Raw genomic sequence first — 21246 nt, 5'->3', positions numbered from 1 at the left:
CCCGGCAGCGTTCATGACGCCGGCAACAGCGTGCCAACCAAGGTTGGCACCTACCAGAGCTATGGCCTGGCGATGACCTGCTATTGGTGGGTGCCAACCTTGGTTGGCACAACCCGTCAGCGTTCATGACCCTGGCCACAGCGTGCCAACCAAGGTTGGCACCTACCAGAGGTATGGCTTGGCGATGACCTGCTGTTGGTAGGTGCCAACCTTGGTTGGCACAACCCATCAGCGTTCATGACCCCGGCAACAGCGTGCCAACCAAGGTTGGCACCTACCAGGGCGATGGTGGTCAGCCGGTGGTGCGCAGCGGCGCCATCTTCCACAACAACGCGCGGAACGGGGCCAGCAGGCATACGCCGATCGCCAGCTTCACCGCCAGGTCGCCGGCGGCCCAGCTCACCCACGGCAGGGTGGAACCGGCAAACGCGATCGACCAGAAAATGGTGGTATCCACCGTCGCGCTGCAGGTGGTGGCCACCATCGGTGCACGCCACCAGCTGCCCCGGCGCAGGCGGTCGAACACGGTGATGTCCAGCAGCTGGGCCACGATGAAGGCCGAGCACGAGGCGATAGCGATACGCGGCGTGGCCACCCAGATCGACAACAGCACCGCCACCAGGAAACCGATCCACGCCACGCGGCGCGCCGGGCCCGGGCCGAAGCGGCGGTTGATCAGGTTGCTGACCAGGAACGCGACCGGATAGCTGAAGGCACCCCAGGTCAGCCAGTCGTTGATCGGGTACTGCACCAGTACGTTGGACAGCAGCACCACCGCGCCCATGGCCAGCACCGCCAGCACCAGGGCGCGGGCGGTCAGCGGGGCAAACACAGGGGCAGGACGCACGGACATGGCGAGCCGGGGGGACAAGGGGGATCGCCCATTATCCGCCCGGCCCGCGGCAAAGCCAAAACCGGTCGTTCAGCTTTACAGCGCTTCGCTCATCACATCGCCGGCGGCATAGGCGGTCGGCACATAGGCCAGGGCCTGGCCCTGGGCGCTCTTCACGGTCCAGCCGGCACCGGCTTCGGTGGGGTCGAAATGCACCTGCTGGCCGACCACGAAGGCCGCCGTCTGGTCCTCGTGTACCTTTGCAGGCCAGCGCAGGGTGGCGGTCTGATCGGCCTTGTCGGGTACCTGCAGCTGCACCTGGCGCTCGCCTGCCGCGGTGGTCTCCACCTTTTTCACTTCCATCGGCGGCAGCGGCACTGCCTTGGTGCGCGTGGCCCGGCCGTTGCGCTCGCTGGCCTTGAACGGCGCCTTGGACAGTTCGGACAGGCCCGCGGATGCAGCGAGGGGCACCGAGACCACGATCAGCGAGGTGATCAGCACGCTGGCCTCGCTGCTGTTCAACTGCGGCGCGGCGCCGGCATGGACGGTGGGCACCAGCAGCGCGGAGAGCAGCAGGGCAGAAGCGGGAACGCGCAGGCAACGGAACATGGAGACCTCCTGGTCAGGGTGGGGACGGCGGCTCAGCGCCGGGTATCGAAGATGTCGCGCGGGCCGGTGGCCTCGGGCAGGTATTCCAGCGGGCGGCCCTGGTTGTCCTTCAGCTGCCAGCCCTGGTCGTTGCCAGTGGGCTCGAAGTTCACGGTCTGGCCCACGGTGAACTGCACGGCGGGATCGCCGATGCCGCGCGGGTACTGCATCGATGCGGTGTTCTGCGGGTCGTTGGCATCACGCAGCAGCACTTCGCGGCGGCCATCCACGGTGGTGGCGATCGCACTCACCTGCATCTGCGGCAGCTTGATCTGCTGCTGGCGGGCCAGTGGTTGGCCGGCGTCGGCTGCATCCTGGGCTTCCTTGGCCGCTGCCGCACGGGCCGAGTCCACCATCTGCGGGGACATCTCCAGGCTCGGCCCTTGTGGGCCCGGGTCATGGATGATCACGATGCGGCGCTCGGCGTGGGCGGCCGAGGAGCAGAGCAGGCCGGCAACGATCACCATCGACATCAGGGAAACAGGCAGGGCGCGCATCTCGTTCTCCTTGCAGGATTCAGGGGCTGGCTGCGGCGGCACCGGCCACCGGCACGTGGGGGATCACCAGTTCCTGCTGCAGCTGGCTGCGCTGGTGCAGGAAATCGAACACCGACTCCACCGTCACCACCGAATAGTTGCCGGAGATGCGTTCGCCGGCCGGATGGTCGGTGGTGGTGGCGTTGGCCACGAACAGGCGCGCACCCACGCGCTTGCCGAGGCCGATATGCAGCACGCTGGGCTGGAACTTCTGCTGGCGCAGCCACTGCTGGGCCTGCTCGCGCTTGACGATGGCCGGCGCGCCCTCGGTCTGCGCCATCGCCGCGGCCAGCACTTCCAGCACCCACTGGTTGGAGTTCTGGTAGTCGGTGGCGAACGGGTAGGCGACCACGTTGTACTTGGTTTCGTGCAGTGCCTTGGGCTGGATCGACGGCGACACCAGCATCGCCTTCAACGCAGCACGCAGCGCCGCCGAGGGCACGCCGATGCGCAGGTCGGTATGGCCACTGCTCTCGCCGACGAAGTTGCCCAGCCCTTCGTGGTACAGCTGCGAGCTGTCGGTCTTGCAGCGGTTGAGCAGGTGCATCGCGCGCCAGCGGCCGTCGTCCTCGCGCAGCAGGAAGGCCAGGTGGCTGTGGCGCAGGCCATAGCGGCTCAGGTCCTGTCCACCGCGCGCGGCCACCACCACGTCCACATCAGGTAGCGCGTCCAAGCGCTCGGCGGTGGTCCAGGCCACGTCCAGCATCGCTGCCTGCGAGGCCACGCTCGGGTAGCGCTCGCGGCATTCGGTGCTGTTGGCCCAGGCCGGTGCAGTCGCCAGCAGGCTGGCGATCAGCAGCGCGGCGCGGGGCAGGCGGAAAAAACGATCCATGTCGGTACCTTCAACGGCGGGCAGGCCCGCGCGCCGATCATACGCCGGTCAGCGCAGCGGGCGGTCCAGGCCCTTGCGCTGGAGTTCCTTGTCGCAGGCATCGCTGATTGGCGCCACCGGCAACGGCGGGCGTTCCCCACGCGGATTACGCAGCGCCGGCTGTTCGCGGTACGCGTCCAGCTGCTGCTGGCATTGATACGAGATCGGATCCAGCTCGGTGGGCGTGGTGGAGCAGGCAGCGAGCAGGGCCAGGGGCAGCAGGAGCAGGGTACGCATGAAGACGTTCAGTGAGATGGGGGAAGCTGGACTCTAACCGCACAGTCGGATCGAAATGTTCAGAAAATGCTGCGCACCCGGTAGTGCCGGCCGCTGGCCGGCAACGGCGTTCGGTAACGCGTGCAGTGTTGCCGGCCAGCGGCCGGCACTACCTCACTGCCAGGCGCTGTTTCACTTCTGCCGCTACCCGCGCGGTCTCGCGCAGTGGTTCGATGCGGTCGTACTGCCAGTCCAGCCAGTTCGCCTGCAACCGCCCGCGCTCGCGCAGCTGCTGCTGGAAGCGTGCCAGCCGGCCCTGCACGGTGTCGGCCAGCGCCACCATCACCGGCATGCGCGTGGCGCAGGCTTCAGACAGCAGGTTCACCGAATCGGGCGAGACCACCACGCGGTTGGCCCAGCCGAGCAGGCCGCCATAAGGATTGGTGCCGTCACCGCCGTCGCCCCAGATCACGTGCGGCAGGTCGGCGAACGTTGCGCGCAGGATCTCGGCCAAGGCCGGCGGCGTGCGTCGCGAGGTGGTGGCCAGCAGGCTGCCGCCCTCGCTGCGGATCTGCTCGGCCAGCGCCTGGAACACGCCCACCATCGCGGTCTCGTCCCAGGGCGCCAGCGGCGTCGGCCCGCCCACCAGCAGCGCGGTGCGCGGGCCGGGCAGGGTGCTGAAGCCCGCGAACGCGGCGCGGCCCCAGGCCAGCCAGTCGTCGTCCACCGGGTTGAGGCTGCCGAGCAGGGTCAGCACGTTGCTGCCACGCAGGGCATCGTGTTCGGGCACTACCACCATGTCCCAGTGGCGGGCGTTGATGCGCGGGTCGAGGATCTGCACCACCTGGCTGCCACGTGCGCGCAGCACGCGCAGTGCGCCGGCGGCCTGTCGGCCACAGCCGATCGCCAGCGCAGGGGCCTTTGCCGCCAGCGTCGCGAAGGCCTCGCCGTAGCCGTTCACATCACCGGGCAGCCGCCGCGGCGACAGCCAGCGCCAGGGTGCGCGCGGCTGCAGGACCAGCGGCCGATGGGTGCCCTGGCGCAGCGCAGAGGCCAGCGCGACCGCCTGGCGGACATTGCCCGCACGGCCGTCTGTGACCGTCCAGGGCGCGCTCGATCGTTTCACCTGTGGCATTAATTCGTTTCAGCCCTGCTGGGTGTTGCAACAGTCGCGACACTCTACACTGCGGCTCGTCGATTCGCCCCGCGCCGCCCGCGGGCACTGACCTTCCCTTAGCCGCCCTGGAGATCCACCGATGTCCCACGCGCTCGACGCTGCTGCCCTCGACCAGTTGTTCCGTACTGCCCGCACCCAGAATGGGTTCCTCGACAAGCCGGTCCCGGCCAGCCTGCTGCAGGAACTGTACGACCTGGTGAAGTGGGGCCCGACCGCCGCCAACACCACGCCGGCCCGTTTCGTCTTCGTCACCTCGAAGGAAGCCAAGGCCAAGCTGGCCCCGGCCCTGTCCGAAGGCAACCACGACAAGACCATGGCTGCCCCGGTCACCGCCATCATCGGCTTCGACCTGGACTTCCACGAGAAGCTGCCGTACCTGTTCCCGCACACCGATGCCAAGGCCTGGTTCGACGGCCCGCAGGAAGGCCGCCACGAAGCCGCCATCCGCAACGGCAGCCTGCAGGGCGCCTACCTGATCCTGGCCGCACGCGCGCTGGGCCTGGATGCCGGCCCGATGTCCGGCTTCGATGCGGCCAAGGTGGATGAAGCCTTCTTCGCCGGCACGTCCATCAAGTCGAATTTCCTGGTCAACCTGGGTTACGGTGACTCGGCGGGCCTGTTCCCGCGTCTGCCGCGCCTGTCGTTCGACGAAGCGGCGCGCATCGCGTAAGTCGCTGTATCGGTTTCGGGCCGTCACTTTGGCGGCCCTTGTTGTCCCCACCCTACGATCCGGAGAGTTCCTGAGATGAGCGCCACCCGTAAACTGCTGCTGCCGCTGGCCCTGACCCTGGCCATCGCCGCCTGCTCCAAGCCGGCCGACACCGCTGCCCCGGCTGCCGATGCCGCCGCCCCGGCCACCACCGAGCAGGCTGCCACCCCGGCCGCCGACGCCGCGGCTGCCGCACCGGCCGCTGAAGCGATCAAGATCGCCTCGGGCACCTACAAGCTGGACCCGACCCACACCGACGTGCTGGCCCAGTGGAGCCACTTCGGCTTCTCCAACCCGAGCGCGCACTTCGGCAACGCCGAAGGCACCCTGGTGTACAACGCCGAAGACGTGACCAAGTCCACCGTGGAAGTGAAGCTGCCGCTGAGCGGCCTGAACAGCTTCACCGCCAAGTTCGACGAGCACCTGAAGAGCGCCGACTTCTTCGACGCCGCCAAGTTCGCCGATGCCACCTTCAAGAGCACCAAGGTGGAAGCGGCCGGCACCAACAAGCTGACCGTCACCGGCGACCTGACCATCAAGGGCATCACCAAGCCGGTCACCCTGGACGTCACCGTGAACGGCGGCGGCGAGCACCCGATGGCCAAGGTTCCGGCCGCCGGCTTCGATGCCACCACCACCCTGAAGCGCAGCGATTTCGGCGTCGGCGCGTATGCCCCGAACGTCAGCGATGAAGTGAAGATCCGCATCACCACCGAAGCCACCGGCGAAAAGCCGGCGGCTTGATGCACCCCGCTCACTCGTCGTGAGAAGGCAGAAGGCCCGCTGAAAAGCGGGCCTTCTTTTTGGGTTCCGGGGAACACGCGTTGGTAGGTGCCAACCTTGGTTGGCACACGGGCACTCTGCGGGCCAACCAAGGTTGGCCACTACCGGGTACGCGCGCTCAGCGCAACGCGCCCAACCATGCCACGCACGCCTCGCTCGGGCTCTGCTTGGCCTTCACCGCCAACCCGCTCATGCGCGCGAAGGTCTGCGCGGCCTGCGCCACCACCTGGCGTGCGATCAGTGCCGCCTGCTTGGTGGCGGCCTGCTGCTTGCGCAGCTGCACGATGTTGATCGAAGGCCGGCCCACCGGCGCGTACTTCTGGTCGCGGCGCAGCATGTCGGCCACCTGCGCCACCTCGAATTCGGCCTGCAGGTAACGGTGTTGTGCCTCCACCAGCTCGCGCAGCGGCGCACGCAGCGCGGCCGGGTCGGTGAACGCGGCCAGTGCCGTATCGCAGGCGGCGTCATCGGCAAAGCGGGTACGCAGCGCGTCCACGCTGGCCAGGGTCAGTTTGGCCATGTGGGCCTCGTTGCTGCAGGAAAGGAGCGCGATTGTCGCATTGCCGGCTCGGTAGTGCCGGCCGCTGGCCGGCAATTGCATGGAAGTGTGCGGACCAACGGTCCGCACCCACCAGTAGATGGCGGTCCGTGCCCACGCTCGGCGGCTCTCTGCCTCCGGTGGGTGCGGACCGTTGGTCCGCACATTCCCATGAGCAGCCGAGCATGGGCTGGCCTCTACAATGGCCCGCTGTATCACCCACGGAAGGAAGACCCATGCAGGACGCGCAGTACTGGTTGAACGAATTCTGGTCGGGCCTGAGCGTGCTCGACCTGGTGGGCGGCAGCGTGATCGGCACGTTGCTTGGCCTGGTGCTGGGCATTCTTGCCTGGCGCTGGCTGCACCGCCGTGGTTGGTTGCAGCGGCGCAAGCGCTGGCATCACTGGCTGCTGGCCAGCTACCTGGTGTTGCTGCCGCTGGCGACGGCTTTCTTCGGCCTGCAGCTGGGCTTCACCGCCGGTGCGCACCGCGCGCTGTTCAAGCAGCTCGATCATTTCCAGCCGCACCTGCAGACCCTGGTGGAAGGCTGGAGCGAAGGCTTCACCGACTCGCTGGACGACCCGCGCATGCGTGAGGCATTGCGCAGCCAGGGCACCGTGGGCGATGTCGCCGACACCATTGCCTCGGCCTACCTCAGCGAACATCCGTTGCCCGGCCTTGATCGTCTTGGCAACGGCCCGTTGGCGCGCGGCACCGGCTGGGTGATCGGCAAGGTGCGCGAAGGCCTGCTGCGCGGCATGGTGGAAGACACGCTGGTGGACAAGGCCGGCACGGTGGGCCTGGAACCCAAGGTGGTACGCGAGGCGCTGACCATGCATGTGGACGAGCTGCTGCACACCCGCGGCGTGCTACGGCTGGTGAAGGCGCAGATCAACGGCATGATGCCCGGCGTGTACTTCGGGTTGCTGCTGCCGCTGCTGATCATCGCGCTGCTGGTGGCGCTGGAGATCTGGGCCGCGCAGCGGTTCGGGTGGACGCGGCGGGTGGCATCCAGCGCGGTAGTGCCGGCCGCTGGCCGGCAGCTGCAGGTTCCTGCCGAAGGTTCATGAGGTTGCCGGCCAGCGGCCGGCACTACCCATCGGGAGGAGCGTGCGGACGACGTGGCCGATGGCCCCCTGTAGGGTCGAGCCATGCTCGACTCATCGCGCGTAGCGCGAGGGTGGATCGAAAAGCAGCCGAGCGTGGGCTCGGCTCTACACAGTCAAGGGCGTGCGGACCAACGGTCCGCACCCACCGCCTTTGGGTCAATCGCCGTCGGTTTCGTCCGGGTGGGCCTTCCAGTAGCCGGTCGAGCGGATCCAGTCGCGCGGCACGCCCAAGTGGCCTTCGATGAACTTGCGCATCATCCGCGCGCGGCGCGATTCGGTGGCGATCCAGTAGAAGACATCACCTTCCGGTGCCTCGAAGTCGGTCAGCATGTCTTCCAGCAGCGTGCTGCTGGCCGCTGGGAAGCCGTTGCGTTCCAGCCAGTGGATGCGCACGTTCTCGTACTGCGGCAGGTCCTGGCGTTCGGCTTCATCGCTCACTTCAATGAAGGCCTGCACCTCGGCACCGTCCGGCAGCACGTCCAGCCAGCGGGCGATGGCGGGCAGCGCGGTTTCATCGCCGATCAGCACATAGGCATCAAAGCTGTCTGCCACCACGAACGAGCCGCGCGGGCCGCCGATCACCAGCACGTCGCCAGCCTTGGCCTGCTCGGCCCACGGCCCGGCAATGCCCTGGTCGTGCAGCACGAAGTCGATGGCCAGCTCGCCGGTTTCGTGGTCCCACCAGCGCGGGGTGTAGTCGCGGGCCGGCGAATGCTCCTTGCCTTCCGGGTAGCGCGGGCCCTCGGCGGTCATGGTCGGCAGCACCATCTCGCCGCTGCTGTTGGGGAAGAACAGCTTGATGTGGTCGTCGGCGCCGGGCGAATCGAAACCGGCCAGCTCGGCGCCACCCAGCACGATGCGGCGCATGTGCGGGGTGACGTCTTCGGTGCGCAGCACGGTCAGTTCACGGATGCGCACATCCAGGCGCAGGCGCGTGTTGTTGTGTTCGGTCATGGGGTTACCTGTAAAGGTGTCGCGCAGTGCTGCGCGGCGTAGGGGAGACCTGGCTGGATTCAGTCTGGCTGGGTCGTTGAAATGGGTGGGCTCTCGCTACCGGCCGTACCGTTGAGCAGCGCAGACGCCCGCGTCAGCAGCGCCGCCACTTCTTCCGCTTCGCCCTCGGCCCAGCGGCCGTGGTGGTGCACCAGCGCCCGCTTGAACTCGCGCAGGGCAGTGGCCAGCGGCGGCGGCAGCGAGGCCTTGGTGATCTCGCGGGCACGGTCGAAGGCACGCCGCTGCGCCAGGCGTACCTGGGTGCGCTGCACCTTCAGCTCGAACTCGCCGGCAGCGGTAATGCGGAAGATCCGCTTGCCGTCCACTTCCTCGGCCTCGATCCAGCCGGCCTGCTCGAAGCTGGCCAGCAGCGGGTACATGGTGCCGGCGCTGGGCGTGTAGGCCTGCATGAACTGGTTGCTGATCAGCTGCATCAGCTCGTAGCCATGACGGGGTTGCTCGCCGATCAGGGCCAGCACCAGCAGGCGCAGGTCGCCGCGGCTGAGCACCCGTGGCTGGCCGTTGCGGCGCGGCACGGACGGGTCGGTGGAACGGGTTCTGGGAGAAGCGGTACGGCTCATTTCGATATATCGGTAAACGAGTGTGCAAACGATATATCGATATATCGAAGACGACAATCATCGATCCGGCCACAAGCGGGTCAGTTTTGGGCCACGGCCGGCCCCGCGCACAGCAAAAGGGGCGCCCCTTGCGAGGCGCCCCGGGCAACACTGTGGAAGGGAATGAGGCAGGGCCAGACGGCGGACCGAAGCGGGCGAGGCCAACACTCGAGGCCTACCCTGAGGGCAGGGCGGGGGTCGATCCAGAGGCAGGTGCGACACGTTGTCGCCGGTTCAGCGCCAGCCCGCGCTGCCGATACCGCAGGCTGTGGTGTTGCCCTACAACCGTCATCGGCAGCGGTAACACTGCGTCCTGCACATGGGCGCAGCGGCCCGCAAGCGACAGCCCGCGCAGCCACCAAGGCCCGCCGCAGGGCCTTCAGCGGGTCCGGCAAGCCCCTTGCGGACACTGGCCGGTTGCATCCATACGCCTGCGTAGCCAAGTGACGAAAGCCCTTGGTGCGCTACACTTTGCGGTCTAGAAATCTATACAACAGTCGCGCGCGTGCGTGCGGTTATGGGAGCGCTAATGAACTGGTTGAACGAGGTGCTGAACAACGACCCGAATCCTGTGGAAACCCAGGAGTGGATCGAGTCGTTGAAGGCCGTTATTGATGTCGAGGGCTCCGAGCGCGCGCATCAGCTGCTGGAAGGCATGGTGGAACTGACCCGTCGTTCGGGCGCCTACCTGCCGTTCTCTCCCACCACCGAGTACGTCAACACCATCGAGCCGCAGCTCGAGGCCAAGAGCCCGGGCAATGCCGAGCTGGAATGGCGCATCCGTTCGATCATCCGCTGGAACGCGATGGCCACCGTGGTCCGCGCCAACCGCAAGCCGGGTGACCTGGGCGGCCACATCGCCTCGTTCGCCTCCGGCGCCACCCTGTACGACGTGGGCTTCAACCACTTCTGGCGCGCCCCGAGCGAGAGCCACCCGGGCGACCTGCTGTTCATCCAGGGCCACAGCGCCCCGGGCATCTACGCGCGTTCCTTCCTGGAAGGCCGCATCAACGAAGAGCAGCTGGACAAGTTCCGCATGGAAGTGGACGGCGGTGGCCTGTCCTCGTACCCGCACCCGTGGCTGATGCCGGAATACTGGCAGACCCCGACCGTGTCGATGGGCCTGGGCCCGCTGGCCGCCATCTACCAGGCGCAGTTCATGCGCTACCTGGAAAACCGTGGCCTGATCGAGAAGTCCGACCGCAAGGTGTGGTGCTTCATCGGCGACGGCGAGAGCGACGAGCCGGAAACCCTGGGCGCCATCGCCCTGGCCGGCCGTGAAGGCCTGGACAACCTGATCTTCGTGGTGAACTGCAACCTGCAGCGCCTGGACGGCCCGGTGCGCGGCAACGGCAAGATCATCCAGGAACTGGAAGGCGTGTTCCGTGGCGGCGGCTGGAACGTGATCAAGCTGCTGTGGGGCGGTTACTGGGATGCCCTGCTGGCCAAGGACAGCGACGGCGTCCTGAAGAAGCTGATGATGGAAACCGTCGACGGCGAATACCAGAACTGCAAGGCCTTCGGCGGCGCGTATACCCGCGAGCATTTCTTCGGCAAGTACCCGGAAACCGCTGCGATGGTCGCCGGCCTGAGCGACGACGACATCTGGCGCCTGAACCGTGGTGGCCACGACCCGCACAAGGTGTACGCCGCCTACCACCAGGCCGTGAACACCAAGGGCATGCCGACCGTCATCCTGGCCAAGACCGTGAAGGGTTACGGCATGGGCAGCGCCGGTGAGGCACTGAACCCGACCCACCAGACCAAGAAGCTGGACGACGAAGCGGTGCGCCACTTCCGCGACCGCTTCAACATTCCGGTGACCGACGCGCAGCTGGCCGACGGCCAGGTGCCGTTCTACCACCCGGGCCCGGATTCGCCGGAAGTGCAGTACCTGCAGGAGCGCCGTGCTTCGCTGGGCGGTTACCTGCCGCAGCGCCGCCGCAAGGCCGACAAGACCTTCGTGGCGCCGAAGCTGGAAAGCTACGAGCGCCTGCTGAAGAGCAGCGGCGAGCGCAGCTACTCCACCACCATGGCCTTCGTGCAGAGCCTGAACATCACCCTGCGTGACAAGGAACTGGGCCCGCACATCGTGCCAATCGTGGCCGACGAAGCCCGTACCTTCGGTATGGAAGGCCTGTTCCGCCAGATCGGCATCTACGCGCCGTTCGGCCAGAAGTACAAGCCGGTGGACGCCGACCAGCTGATGTTCTACCGCGAAGACCAGAGCGGCCAGGTGCTGCAGCAGGGCATCAGCGAGCCGGGTGCGATCAGCTCATGGATGGCGGCCGGTACCAGCTACTCGGTCAGCAACGTGCCGATGCTGCCGTTCTACATCTACTACTCGATGTTCGGCTTCCAGCGCGTAGGCGACATCGCCTGGCAGGCCGCCGACATGCGTACCCGCGGCTTCCTGCTGGGTGGCACCGCCGGCCGCACCACGCTGAACGGTGAAGGCCTGCAGCACGAAGATGGCTTCAGCCATCTGGTGGCTGGTGGCATTCCGAACGTGCGCAGCTACGACCCGACCTTCGGCTTCGAAGTGACGGTGATCCTGCAGCACGGCACCAAGGCGATGATGGAAGATCAGATTGACGAGTATTACTACGTCACCCTGATGAACGAGAACTACACCCACCCGGAAATGCCGGAAGGCGCGGCCGAAGGCATCGTCAAGGGCATGTACCTGCTGACCGACGCCGGCAAGCCGAAGAAGGGCGAGCTGCGCGTGCAGCTGCTGGGTTCGGGCACCATCCTGCGCGAAGCCATTGCCGCGGCCGAGCTGCTGGACAAGGACTTCGGCGTGACCGCCGATATCTGGAGCTGCCCGAGCTTCAACGAACTGCGTCGCGATGGTTTCGACGTGGAGCGTGCCAACCGCCTGCATCCGGAAGGTGAGCAGCGCAAGGCCTACGTGACCGAGCTGCTGGAAGGCCGCCAGGGCCCGACGATTGCCGCCACCGACTATGTACGTGCGTATGCGGACCAGATCCGTGCGTTCGTGCCGATGTCGTACACGGTGCTGGGTACGGATGGTTTCGGCCGCTCGGATACGCGTGCGAACCTGCGCCGGTTCTTTGAAGTGGACCGCTACTACATCGCACATGCCGCGATTGCGGCGCTGGCGAAGGACGGGAAGATGACGGGTAAGGATGTGGCCCGGGCGATCAAGCAGTACAAGATTGATCCGGAGAAGGCTAATCCTGTTGGGGTTTGATTGATAATCTCAAACAGGAAGGGCAGGGCTGATTGGGTCGCGAACAAGCAGTACTTCGAGGCTTGTAGTCACTGACTAATCTCTGGACCTGCGAAATGAGGCGGCTCACTGAGCCGCCTCATTGCGTTTTTAGCCCCAGGTCGCAAACGAGATCAGAGTGCCCGGAAGGTGGGTGGGCACCGCCCAGCTAGGGCTGGCGCGGTGAATTCAGAAGCTTGTGCTAGAAACCCTGGCTGCCGTCGGATTGAACTCAGCTGCCTGCCAAGCCAATCTAACCAACCGGTTTGCTAACATTCCCTGGCGAACCGGTGAACTGGTGCCGCCGGTTGCAGACTCAAGCGAGATTCGGCTTAGTGCAGAAAATGATGCTCGGCCCGGACAAGGAGCTGTAAATGCAAACTTCAGATAAGAATGACCCAGTTTCAGAGACTTTGCCCTTTCGGCCGAGGGCTCGTTTGCTGCAGCTTCTTGGAGACCAGCTGATCGGTAGCCCAAGGCTCGCAGTCTTCGAGCTTGTAAAGAATGCCTATGATGCAGATGCCGAACATGTCACGGTAACGCTGAGCTCGCTTGGCACCACTCAAGCCAGCATCACGGTGCAAGACGATGGCGATGGGATGACTCTCGCCACAGTTAAGGACATTTGGCTTGTACCTGCACACGATCATCGGGGGTTGCAGCGATCAAAGCTGAAGCGCACTAAGTTGAATCGTTTGCCCTTGGGTGAAAAGGGGCTAGGCCGCTTTGCGGTGCACAAGCTCGGAGACGCAATCGAGCTGGTCACTCGTGCTTCGGGTGAGCAAGAGTGCGTTATTCAAATTGATTGGGCTGCACTCATAGCAAAGGAGTTTCTTTCGGAGGCTGAGGTTACAGTAGAGACTCGGGAGCCCTTAGTCTTCACTGGAGATAAGAAGGGGACACGCCTAACGATTGGCGAACTTCGAGAAGCAAATTGGACTCGAGGAGAGGTAAGGCGTCTGCTGAGGCAGATTACCTCCATTTCTTCACCATTCAATGCTCGCTCCGACCAGTTTAATACCGAGCTTAAGGTTCCTGAACATCCGGAGTGGGTCTCTGGAGTTCCCGATATTGGTGTGCTTCTAGAAAGGGCGCCGTGGCGTTTCGTGTTCTCCTTCGAGAACGGAAAGATTGACTGGGATTACGAATTCCGCGGTATCGCAGGTATCAAACTAGAGAAGCGTGCAGTAAGTGATAACGCAGGAAATCTCCAGATCGTAGCTGATCGCGATGTTGATGATCTTGGGACCAATCAAGGTGCTACATCTAAAACTGCGAGAAAGCTAGTAGCCGATGAATCCATGACCGATGGCGTAGGGCCAGTTACTGGAGAGTTCTACGTTTTTGACCGAGATCGGGAAGTTCTACAGCTGCTTGGAGATAGTCAGCTAATTCAGAGCTTCCTTGACGAAAATGGTGGCGTTAGGGTGTATCGGGACAGCATCCGAGTGTACAACTATGGCGAGGCCGGGGATGACTGGTTGAGCCTGGATCTTCGCCGTGTAAATACCCCGACTCGAAACATCAGCCGAAATATCATCGTTGGTGCGATAGATCTATCTCTCGAGAAAAGCACCAGTCTCGTGGAGAAGACGAATAGAGAGGGTTTTGTTGAGAATGCTGCCTACGCAAATCTGAGGCGTATAGTTATTGGCGCGCTCGCCATACTCGAAATTGAACGAAAGATAGACAAAGATAACATTCGTGCCATCACCGGAAAAGGCAAGGATCGGGAGGTCGCTAACATAACGATGCCGCTTCAGGCGCTTCGCGATGCGGCCAAGAAGCACAAACTCTCCGCAGAGCTAGATCCCCTGATCAATAAGGCGGAGAAGAATTACAATGAAATGCGCGATACCATGCTTCAGGCAGGAATTTCTGGCATGGGGCTCGCGATCGTGTTTCACGAGATCGAGCAAGGCGTCCGGCTTCTGTATGACGCAATCGAGGACGGACGCAATCTTCAGAACGTTCAGGTTCAGGCCCGAGAGCTAGTTCGGGTGCTCGACGGGTTTAGCGAGCTTCTGCGCAAGGGCGACCGCCGAGATCATAGTCTCAAGCATTTGATCAAACGAGCGAGAGATCTTAATCGTGTCAGATTCAGAAATCACGGCGTCAGTCTTGTCTGTCCAATTCTCGAGGATGACTCGCCTGGAATAGAAAGAAGGTTCTCGTTCGGATTGCTACTCGGCGCGCTTAACAACCTCCTTGACAATGCGTTTCACTGGCTTCAGGTCAGATGGCCAGAAGGCTCTCAGAATGACCGAAAAATTTACATTGGCATCGAGCCAGATCTCACTGGTTGCCCAGCTATCATCGTTGCCGACACTGGCCCGGGCTTCCAAGATGATCCAGAGCGGCTGATAAAGCCGTTCTTTAGTCGACGCCCGGATGGTATGGGTGTCGGACTCTATTACGCGAACATGGTGATGGAGCTAAATGGTGGACATCTCGCTTTCCCAGATGCGGCGGAAGTTGGGTTGCCCGACGAGTTTACTGGGGCTGTTATTGCCCTTATGTTTCCGAAGGAAGGGACCTCCTCATGATGATCGTAGCGCCGCGCTTCATTGCAGTAGATGATAAGAAAGAGCACCTCGAAGCAATCGTTTCTTCCCTGCAGAAACTGGGGGCGCCTTGCATAGGTGTACAGTACGATCTTGAAAATGACCTAAATGCCAGTCATTTTCGCGGTGTCAGATGCCTATTTATGGATCTTCATCTAACGGGTGGCAACCTCAAGACCGACCACAAGGGTGACTTCAGTAGAATTCAGCAGATCCTGGAAGACTGCATCGACTCTCGTGGCGGCCCTTTTATTCTGGTCATGTGGACTCAGCATCCCGATCTGAAGGATCAGTTGGTCGAATACTTGGAGAGGAACATTGATCTGGCCCGTCCGTACGCGCGTCCGCTTGCTGTACTTAGCCTCGCCAAGGACAGGTACTTGGTGAATTTGGACGAAGGTGTAGTTCGCGATCCGGCGGAGCTTCTTGGCGCTATCCAGGAATCCATACTTGGAAATCCACAGCTTGCCGTTATTCTTCAATGGGAAGCTGACGTACTCAGGGCTGCCGGTGCGACGTTGGCATCGTTGTTGGAGCTGGTGCCAGTCGGTTCACGGACGAACGCGCATTACTCTGACGCGCTGGATTCGCTTCTCAGTCGCATGGTGACTGAGGCGGTCGGGACGAATCATGTCGCGGCAGATCCGCGAGCGGCTATCACGACGGCCCTTGCTCCAATACTTTCTGACCGTGTCCAAAACCAGGACGTCGCAGATGCCGAAGCCGCTATATGGAGCGCGGCTGTAACCAAGCACGACGCGAGGATGCCGAAGGCCGATTCCTTCGAGGCTGGTAGCATCAACAGGATGCTTCACCTCGCCATACCTGGCACAGAGAGACTGACAGCCACAGATTGGGGGGCCGTGGTAGCTTGGCCATTCGAGCGGGACGATCCGACCTTCCTTCGTATTACTGGAATCAGCATTAAGGATATGCTGTGCCAGCAGTTCAAGATGAGAAGCGCGTCGATTGCAGATTGTCGTCCGATTCTCGTTCGAGTTGGGGCTGCGTGTGACTATGCACAAAGCAATGCTGGCCCTATTACCTACTTGCTGGGGTTCGAGATTCCCGAGAATGCTGCGCGTCAGGACGCCAAAGCCACTGATGCGATATGGGTCTCCCCTGTGTTTGTTCTGGATCCAGCACAAGGCCCTTACCGGATTCATGCGCATATCAGGTTTCCACAGACTCACCTACCTGCGGAGGCTAGTCAGTGGCAGGTTACTAGCCGGTTGCGCGAGCAGCTGCTTATGCAACTTATTAGTTCTGCAAGCAACTACGTGGCACGTCCGGGGATTGTTCAGATTACATGTTGAGGGGCCGCTGATCCGGAAACATGATCTTAGTTCTCGATTTGCACAGCGCCGGGTCCTGCCTGAGTCATGCCGAATGACCTGAGCAGGCAGCAGTGCGTCATTAGACGCTCTTGGACCCCCGTGCTGCGAGCTCTGTGAATCTTGCCGCATTGGTCGATCAGCACAGGGGGGGGGGCACCTACGTGCCCTCTCCAGATCATCTCGATTAGAATGCGCGGAAATCTCAGAACTCGCCAGACCCGTTGCGCGACGCAGTAAGTCGCGCGCGCAAATCAGAGCGAACTGACGGCGCCGCTCGTGATCCGTTGCAGTAGGTTCGAAATCACTGGCCGGCGACTATGTTCGTATCACGCCCACCTTTTGACTGCCCAGTCAGCGAGAATTTGGGAGCGCTCGGAAATCAGAGTTGGGGTCCAACTTGCGTAATCCCGTGCAAAACTTCGCGCAGCCTTGAACCCTGAATCGTCCTGGTAGACGTTTTTCTTTTTCTCATATGGGCCATTGCTTAGTGATTGGTTCATTTCTCTAGATAGTGGAAGTAGGTTTGCTAGAAGGCCCTTCAAAGCTTCATGCTGTTGCGTCGAGAAGTGTTCCTTCCATGTCTCCGACAGCTTGTCCGGCAATACATGCTCAATCCACATTGTTCCCTGGGGCTGGTCACCGCCAAGGTGACGATTCCATTCCAGAAGGACGAACCCCGTTACCGATGCACCATAGAGTGGTCTCTCCGCTATTGCTTGTCGCACATCATTGTCGTCGGGCCAAACAACGGTCTTGTGCTTGCGAATACATGCCTCCACCGAATCTTCTGTTGGGCTGCCATCGCAATCCTGCCACAGTCGCTTAAAGACGGCGTGGAGTCCAGTGGGCTCGTGTCCACAAACAGCTCGACGGATAAGAAACGATTCAACCTTTGCGGCAACTTCAACGGCTACAGTCGGAGCTATGGAGCCTTCTCGCACGGCATTGGTGAGCTGCATCAGGAATGGATAAGTCGAGCTTGGTGCATCGCATTCGCTGAGGCGGAGCAGGGCCTTGGCTATATCTGGAGGGAGGCCTTGCTGATTCGTGCCATTCACCACATCGAGGAATGCATCTTGGTACTTCGCGAGGTCGTTAATGATTGATCTTGGATCAGAAAGGTCTTTCCATCTGAGGCGAAGCTTGTCAAAAACCTCAGACTTTTTCACATTGGGATCGTGGATTAGGCCGTATGGGAAGAAGTAGGAATCGAAGAGGCTCTTCTCATCGCGTAAGAACTTGCTGTAGAAGGGCTGCCAGTCGTTTTGATCAATTTCTTCGATTCGGTCTGGTGCTTCACTTGCAACTTTCGAAAAGATCTCGTTGCGAACCAAGTCGCCAGTGGTAATCGGCTCCTGCCGCGAATTAAGACTGTCAAATATCTTGGGGCCATCGGTTGGATTCCGGACCACAATCTGCACAACGCTCACGGCTCCCAACAGAGCGCGATAGATCCCATGTAGGCGCTCCTCTCCCTCAAGTTCAACTTGGTCCTTAAGAAATCGATGCGCTGTTCGATAGTTGTTCCACAAGCGTCCGTTGTTATGCCCTGTCGCAGACAGTGGCTTGTATCTGAACGAGCCAAGCTTCTCCGCAAACTTGGTATCCGAGAGGATGTGTTCGAATACTCTGTTGAGCTGGGCGCGGTCTTCCTTGCACGAATGGAGCTTGGAATTGGATGCCAAACGACCTTCCCGCCCGATGCCGATGACTAGGTACTTAAGGAAAAGGCCGGCTGCATCGTCATAGAGGCCGTTGTCGCAGAGTGTCTTTACAATTGCGCAGATGTAAAGGAAGACGGTGGTAGTCCGCTGCTGACCATCGATAACTTCGTATACGCTCGGATCTGCAGGGTTGCCGCGGCGCGCGTACATAATGATCGCACCCAGAAAATGCGTGTCTTCAGCATCGATAATGCTGAGGAGGTCCTTCTCGAGCTGCCGGAGCCTTTCAGGCTTCCATTTATAGGCGCGCTGAAAGTAAGGAATGCTGAAAACTAAGTCTCCGGAGAGCAAGTTGGAGAGCTCGGTTTCATCTGAGCTATTGGTGAGGCGCTGTGCGGTTGACATCAGGGGCCATTCTCCATGCGGAAGATTGCTTGAGTGGGTCTTGCTTTCCTAGGACTGCAATGGATCGATATCTGGTCTCTTAAGCGCTAATGCAACTGTGGTCAAAAGGGTCCTTAGGGTCGCCGCCCGTTCGATCATGCCGCTACGGGGCAACATAGAACAAGGGATTCACCCTGGCTTTCAGCGACACACTTGGCGGCCGGCCCGCCTGGCCTGAGCGCAAGCAATGGGGTTCGATTTAGGCAAGCAACGCCTACCTCGGTACCACCTGCTCCATCTAGGCCAGGAAGATCTCACGACGGGCCTGCATGCGTCTTCCCAGGCTCTCGGCGTCGCCGAATGTTAACTGGATGGATGGCTCCTCAACATGTGCCGCCATTGTCGCTCAGGAAGCCGGTCAGCGGCCGGCACTACCGGAGGGGGCAGAGCATCACTAACGCGATCGCCTAACAACCGTTGACCACTGCTCAGAGAAAAACACTATGGTTCGAGTGATTCGAACCCCGAGGGAAGGGTGTGTACATCTGCAGGATGTCCCACAAATGATGACGCCTTGACTGATGCTGAGGACTAATATCCCAGACGCGGCCTATGACTACACATCAACCAAATGGACCAGGGCGGCAGGCTGTTGGTCACTGCAGGGCTTAGTGTGTTGAAATCTCGATCTTCGTGTCCTTGGTATTACGTAGAAACGACGCACATCGGATGGCTGCTGCTTGAGCTCCAATCCTCCTACTGCCTCGGAGGGCGCATTCCCATACAATGATGACTCGCCAGCCCAGCACTGTGAGCGTCCTTTCGACCCGTTCGTCTCGCGCCCGGTTGCCCGCAATCTTCTTAGTCCAGAAATCTGTTCTCGTCGAGGGAATCTTTGCGCGGTGGCAATTATGACCATGCCAGAAGCAGCCATGAACGAAGATGGCAGTTCGGTACTTTGTCAGTGCAATGTCCGGCGAGCCTGGAAGATCTTTCTTGTGCAGTGCATATCTGAATCCAAGTGAATGGAGGGCTCTTCTCAGCAACATCTCGGCCTCGGTGTCGCCTTTGCGAACCCGACTCATGTTCCAACTACGTTGTGCCCGATCGCTGCGATCGGTCATCACCGCCACCTCTGCGTGCAGGGAAATGAAAATGACCGTCCAGCAGAACTCGGTACGAGACACCAAGGTTGCAACTGAACGGTCATCGTGACTGGAATCTTCTAAGTGCCGACCCGCTCAGTCGGAGCGGTCGTTCCGAAGTTTGCGGAGACAGAACTCATGAGAGTTCCAATCATCTCAGATGCAATTGCTTTTGCTAGCAGGGGAGGGACAGCGTTACCGATCTGCTTGAACGCAGGATTCATAGTGCCGCTGAACTTGAAGCCATCTGGGAAGGACTGAAGCCGAGCCGCCTCACGAACCGATATCGTGCGGGCCTGACTGCTATCGTAGTGAATATGGCTATAGCTGTCCTTCCCCAGGTGCGCCATCAATGTGCGCGCGGGTTGATCCGCCCACATCTTGCGCCACTTGTTCGGGAACTTGGTAGCGTCATATGGCGGAACAACAGAATCCCAAAGAGCCTTGTAGCCCGCCGACTTCTCTCCCAGCTTCTCGCCCCGGGCGCGGGCGGCGTCCAGCTTCTCCTGGAACATCTCAAGAGCGTGTGCGTAAGCCTCAGGATACTGATCCCCAGGATTCATTCTTGCAAACAGCTCGTAGTCTCTCGGTAGGTACCGAATCACGTGGTCGGAGATGCCTTGCTTGGGGGCTTCACGCCCCTCCCACGAGCGCATCAGTGCACCGTAAACAGTGGGCTTCCTCTTGCCATAGGGGATCGGAGTATCAAAGCGACGCGCGCCACGCACAATCTTTCCCTGCGCAAGAAGCTCGCGTGCATTGATACTTGGCATATCTGCCAGGGCGTCTGCCGCGGTGACGGCAGGTGGAAGGTCAGGTGAGGCCGCCGGAGGAGCAATGTATGAATGAGCCCCGTCAAAGAGATTGCGCAACGTCTTCAGTGCGACAGAGCGCGAACCCTCATAGCCTGGCGGCAAGACAAGATAGTGCGTCGGCTTGGGGAAAGACACGGTCGCATTGAGTTCGCGCCTGTATGCCATCAGAAACATACGCTCACGCATTTGCGGAACGCCATAGAACGCCGCATTGAGAAGTGTGTACCCGCAGGTATAGCCCTTCGACTCGAGCACCTCACAGGTTTCTTCAGCGATGTTCTGCCCACCATGGTTCAGCATGTCGGGCACATTCTCCATCAGAACCGCGATGGGCTGGAACGCATCTACGTACTCAAGGTACTTCTTATAGAGTTGAGCTCGCGGATCATGAATGAAGGCCTCAGGATGCTCTTCGATCTCGCGCAGCTTGGAGCGGCCGACGCGAGCGAACGCTTGGCATGGCGGACCCCCGACGACGATGTCAAACGCGTCAGCGACGCTCCCAAGGCCAAGCTGCATGCAAAGCTCGGCTGGTGTGGTCTTGGTGATATCAATTGGCTTGCTGTGAGCCTCTGCACCACCATGGAAGTTCAAGCCATGCGATCTAGCAGCATCGGGGTCGAACTCAACCGCGGCGCGAAGCTCGAAGCCGGCTGACTCAAAGCCCAGAGAAATGCCCCCGCAGCCAGCGAACAGATCAAGCACGCGAGGCTTACCGCCCGCGGCGATGCGCTCTAGCTTACGAAGAATGACATCAGTGTTCATCAATTGGTCCCTTGCCCGTTTGGCAGGCGAAGTGGTGACTCGGCTTGGTTGTTGCAGTCGTCGAGGAAGCGTTGGACCGCCATGCGAATGACCCAGGCGGACGAAACGTGGTGGCTGTCTGCTAAGGCCTGAACCTGGGTGTGGACGTTTTCGGGCAGCATCACCGACGTCCGCACAGACCTGCGGTCTGGTGAGATGGGGCTTCGAGCCATGACAAGGCCAGCTTTGGGATGGTGGCAGCATTGTGGAGTAATCTGCGTATAAATGCACCACATAAGCAGCTCTGGAGACGGCATACTTGTATT

18 protein-coding genes are annotated in these 21246 nt (G+C 61.5%); 6 read left to right on the top strand and 12 right to left on the bottom strand.

What is annotated here, in order from left to right; translation table 11 throughout:
• Positions 1-292: 292 nt before the first annotated feature.
• The 6 genes from ABR323_RS21545 to ABR323_RS21520 form a co-directional block, all read right to left on the bottom strand.
• On the bottom strand, positions 293-853 hold the full coding sequence (locus tag ABR323_RS21545) for a queuosine precursor transporter (RefSeq protein ID WP_135272093.1): 561 nt from the start codon (positions 851-853) through the stop codon (positions 293-295).
• A 75-nt stretch (positions 854-928) separates the two neighbouring features.
• A complete protein-coding gene (locus tag ABR323_RS21540; RefSeq protein ID WP_439450777.1) occupies positions 929-1441 on the bottom strand; it encodes a hypothetical protein in 513 nt (170 codons plus the stop codon).
• 32 nt (positions 1442-1473) lie between these two features.
• Positions 1474-1977 (bottom strand): hypothetical protein, encoded by a 504-nt coding sequence (locus ABR323_RS21535; protein WP_135272095.1) that lies wholly within the window; start codon positions 1975-1977, stop codon positions 1474-1476.
• Positions 1978-1996: 19 nt separating this feature from the next.
• Positions 1997-2848, bottom strand: a complete 852-nt coding sequence (locus ABR323_RS21530) for a DUF2145 domain-containing protein (RefSeq protein ID WP_439450776.1) — start codon at positions 2846-2848, stop codon at positions 1997-1999.
• Between the two features lie 48 nt (positions 2849-2896).
• Complete coding sequence (locus ABR323_RS21525) at positions 2897-3124, bottom strand: hypothetical protein (protein WP_439450775.1); 228 nt, start codon at positions 3122-3124, stop codon at positions 2897-2899.
• Positions 3125-3272: 148 nt separating this feature from the next.
• Positions 3273-4238 (bottom strand): mitochondrial fission ELM1 family protein, encoded by a 966-nt coding sequence (locus ABR323_RS21520; protein ID WP_439450774.1) that lies wholly within the window; start codon positions 4236-4238, stop codon positions 3273-3275.
• A 121-nt stretch (positions 4239-4359) separates the two neighbouring features.
• On the opposite strand from ABR323_RS21520, the gene ABR323_RS21515 reads away from it, so the two are divergent.
• On the top strand, positions 4360-4950 hold the full coding sequence (locus ABR323_RS21515) for a malonic semialdehyde reductase (protein WP_439450773.1): 591 nt from the start codon (positions 4360-4362) through the stop codon (positions 4948-4950).
• Between the two features lie 75 nt (positions 4951-5025).
• On the top strand, positions 5026-5733 hold the full coding sequence (locus ABR323_RS21510; protein ID WP_135272102.1) for a YceI family protein: 708 nt from the start codon (positions 5026-5028) through the stop codon (positions 5731-5733).
• Between the two features lie 157 nt (positions 5734-5890).
• Here ABR323_RS21510 and ABR323_RS21505 read toward each other — a convergent pair whose 3' ends face one another.
• A complete protein-coding gene (locus ABR323_RS21505; RefSeq protein WP_439450772.1) occupies positions 5891-6292 on the bottom strand; it encodes a hypothetical protein in 402 nt (133 codons plus the stop codon).
• Positions 6293-6546: 254 nt separating this feature from the next.
• Here ABR323_RS21505 and ABR323_RS21500 point away from each other — a divergent pair, with 254 nt between their 5' ends.
• On the top strand, positions 6547-7380 hold the full coding sequence (locus ABR323_RS21500; protein WP_439450771.1) for a hypothetical protein: 834 nt from the start codon (positions 6547-6549) through the stop codon (positions 7378-7380).
• A 195-nt stretch (positions 7381-7575) separates the two neighbouring features.
• On the opposite strand, the gene ABR323_RS21495 is transcribed toward ABR323_RS21500, so the two are convergent.
• Together ABR323_RS21495 and ABR323_RS21490 are read right to left on the bottom strand one after the other, a co-directional pair.
• Positions 7576-8373, bottom strand: a complete 798-nt coding sequence (locus tag ABR323_RS21495) for a siderophore-interacting protein (RefSeq protein ID WP_439450770.1) — start codon at positions 8371-8373, stop codon at positions 7576-7578.
• Positions 8374-8432: 59 nt separating this feature from the next.
• A complete protein-coding gene (locus ABR323_RS21490) occupies positions 8433-8993 on the bottom strand; it encodes a PadR family transcriptional regulator (protein ID WP_439450769.1) in 561 nt (186 codons plus the stop codon).
• 568 nt (positions 8994-9561) lie between these two features.
• Here ABR323_RS21490 and aceE point away from each other — a divergent pair.
• The 3 genes from aceE to ABR323_RS21475 all read left to right on the top strand — a co-directional run bounded on the left by aceE (position 9562) and on the right by ABR323_RS21475 (position 16147).
• Complete coding sequence (aceE, locus tag ABR323_RS21485) at positions 9562-12249, top strand: pyruvate dehydrogenase (acetyl-transferring), homodimeric type (RefSeq protein ID WP_439450768.1); 2688 nt, start codon at positions 9562-9564, stop codon at positions 12247-12249.
• 392 nt (positions 12250-12641) lie between these two features.
• Positions 12642-14813 (top strand): ATP-binding protein, encoded by a 2172-nt coding sequence (locus tag ABR323_RS21480; RefSeq protein ID WP_439450767.1) that lies wholly within the window; start codon positions 12642-12644, stop codon positions 14811-14813.
• The gene (locus tag ABR323_RS21475; protein WP_439450766.1) at positions 14810-16147 is read left to right on the top strand and encodes a hypothetical protein; all 1338 of its coding nucleotides are present in this window, start codon (positions 14810-14812) and stop codon (positions 16145-16147) included. Before ABR323_RS21480 ends, ABR323_RS21475 begins: the two co-directional genes overlap by 4 nt.
• Positions 16148-16494: 347 nt before the next feature.
• On the opposite strand, the gene ABR323_RS21470 is transcribed toward ABR323_RS21475, so the two are convergent.
• From ABR323_RS21470 to ABR323_RS21460, 3 genes are all read right to left on the bottom strand, one after another.
• Positions 16495-18237 (bottom strand): DUF262 domain-containing protein, encoded by a 1743-nt coding sequence (locus ABR323_RS21470; RefSeq protein WP_439450765.1) that lies wholly within the window; start codon positions 18235-18237, stop codon positions 16495-16497.
• Positions 18238-18884: 647 nt separating this feature from the next.
• A complete protein-coding gene (locus tag ABR323_RS21465; protein WP_439450779.1) occupies positions 18885-19340 on the bottom strand; it encodes a very short patch repair endonuclease in 456 nt (151 codons plus the stop codon).
• A gap of 101 nt (positions 19341-19441) precedes the next feature.
• Entirely contained in the window at positions 19442-20941 is a 1500-nt protein-coding gene (locus ABR323_RS21460; RefSeq protein WP_439450764.1) for a DNA cytosine methyltransferase, read from the bottom strand.
• Between the last annotated feature and the right edge of the window lie 305 nt (positions 20942-21246).

Origin of the sequence: Stenotrophomonas sp. ATs4, assembly GCF_051861585.1 — a bacterium.
Taxonomy (GTDB): domain Bacteria; phylum Pseudomonadota; class Gammaproteobacteria; order Xanthomonadales; family Xanthomonadaceae; genus Stenotrophomonas; species Stenotrophomonas maltophilia_AS.
The sequence above is the reverse complement of the archived record's forward strand: the minus strand, read 5'-3'. Positions and strand labels throughout refer to the sequence as shown.

Excerpts from the sequence above, each read along its gene's own strand:
- ABR323_RS21495 (WP_439450770.1), bottom strand. The coding sequence starts at position 8,373 with ATGACCGAACACAACAACACGCGCCTGCGCCTGGATGTGCGCATCCGT.
- ABR323_RS21540 (WP_439450777.1), bottom strand. The coding sequence starts at position 1,441 with ATGTTCCGTTGCCTGCGCGTTCCCGCTTCTGCCCTGCTGCTCTCCGCG.
- ABR323_RS21470 (WP_439450765.1), bottom strand. The coding sequence starts at position 18,237 with ATGTCAACCGCACAGCGCCTCACCAATAGCTCAGATGAAACCGAGCTC.
- ABR323_RS21460 (WP_439450764.1), bottom strand. The coding sequence starts at position 20,941 with ATGAACACTGATGTCATTCTTCGTAAGCTAGAGCGCATCGCCGCGGGC.
- ABR323_RS21475 (WP_439450766.1), top strand. The coding sequence starts at position 14,810 with ATGATGATCGTAGCGCCGCGCTTCATTGCAGTAGATGATAAGAAAGAG.
- ABR323_RS21505 (WP_439450772.1), bottom strand. The coding sequence starts at position 6,292 with ATGGCCAAACTGACCCTGGCCAGCGTGGACGCGCTGCGTACCCGCTTT.
- ABR323_RS21465 (WP_439450779.1), bottom strand. The coding sequence starts at position 19,340 with ATGACCGATCGCAGCGATCGGGCACAACGTAGTTGGAACATGAGTCGG.
- ABR323_RS21480 (WP_439450767.1), top strand. The coding sequence starts at position 12,642 with ATGCAAACTTCAGATAAGAATGACCCAGTTTCAGAGACTTTGCCCTTT.
- ABR323_RS21510 (WP_135272102.1), top strand. The coding sequence starts at position 5,026 with ATGAGCGCCACCCGTAAACTGCTGCTGCCGCTGGCCCTGACCCTGGCC.
- ABR323_RS21535 (WP_135272095.1), bottom strand. The coding sequence starts at position 1,977 with ATGCGCGCCCTGCCTGTTTCCCTGATGTCGATGGTGATCGTTGCCGGC.
- ABR323_RS21545 (WP_135272093.1), bottom strand. The coding sequence starts at position 853 with ATGTCCGTGCGTCCTGCCCCTGTGTTTGCCCCGCTGACCGCCCGCGCC.
- aceE (WP_439450768.1), top strand. The coding sequence starts at position 9,562 with ATGAACTGGTTGAACGAGGTGCTGAACAACGACCCGAATCCTGTGGAA.
- ABR323_RS21520 (WP_439450774.1), bottom strand. The coding sequence starts at position 4,238 with ATGCCACAGGTGAAACGATCGAGCGCGCCCTGGACGGTCACAGACGGC.
- ABR323_RS21525 (WP_439450775.1), bottom strand. The coding sequence starts at position 3,124 with ATGCGTACCCTGCTCCTGCTGCCCCTGGCCCTGCTCGCTGCCTGCTCC.
- ABR323_RS21500 (WP_439450771.1), top strand. The coding sequence starts at position 6,547 with ATGCAGGACGCGCAGTACTGGTTGAACGAATTCTGGTCGGGCCTGAGC.
- ABR323_RS21490 (WP_439450769.1), bottom strand. The coding sequence starts at position 8,993 with ATGAGCCGTACCGCTTCTCCCAGAACCCGTTCCACCGACCCGTCCGTG.
- ABR323_RS21530 (WP_439450776.1), bottom strand. The coding sequence starts at position 2,848 with ATGGATCGTTTTTTCCGCCTGCCCCGCGCCGCGCTGCTGATCGCCAGC.
- ABR323_RS21515 (WP_439450773.1), top strand. The coding sequence starts at position 4,360 with ATGTCCCACGCGCTCGACGCTGCTGCCCTCGACCAGTTGTTCCGTACT.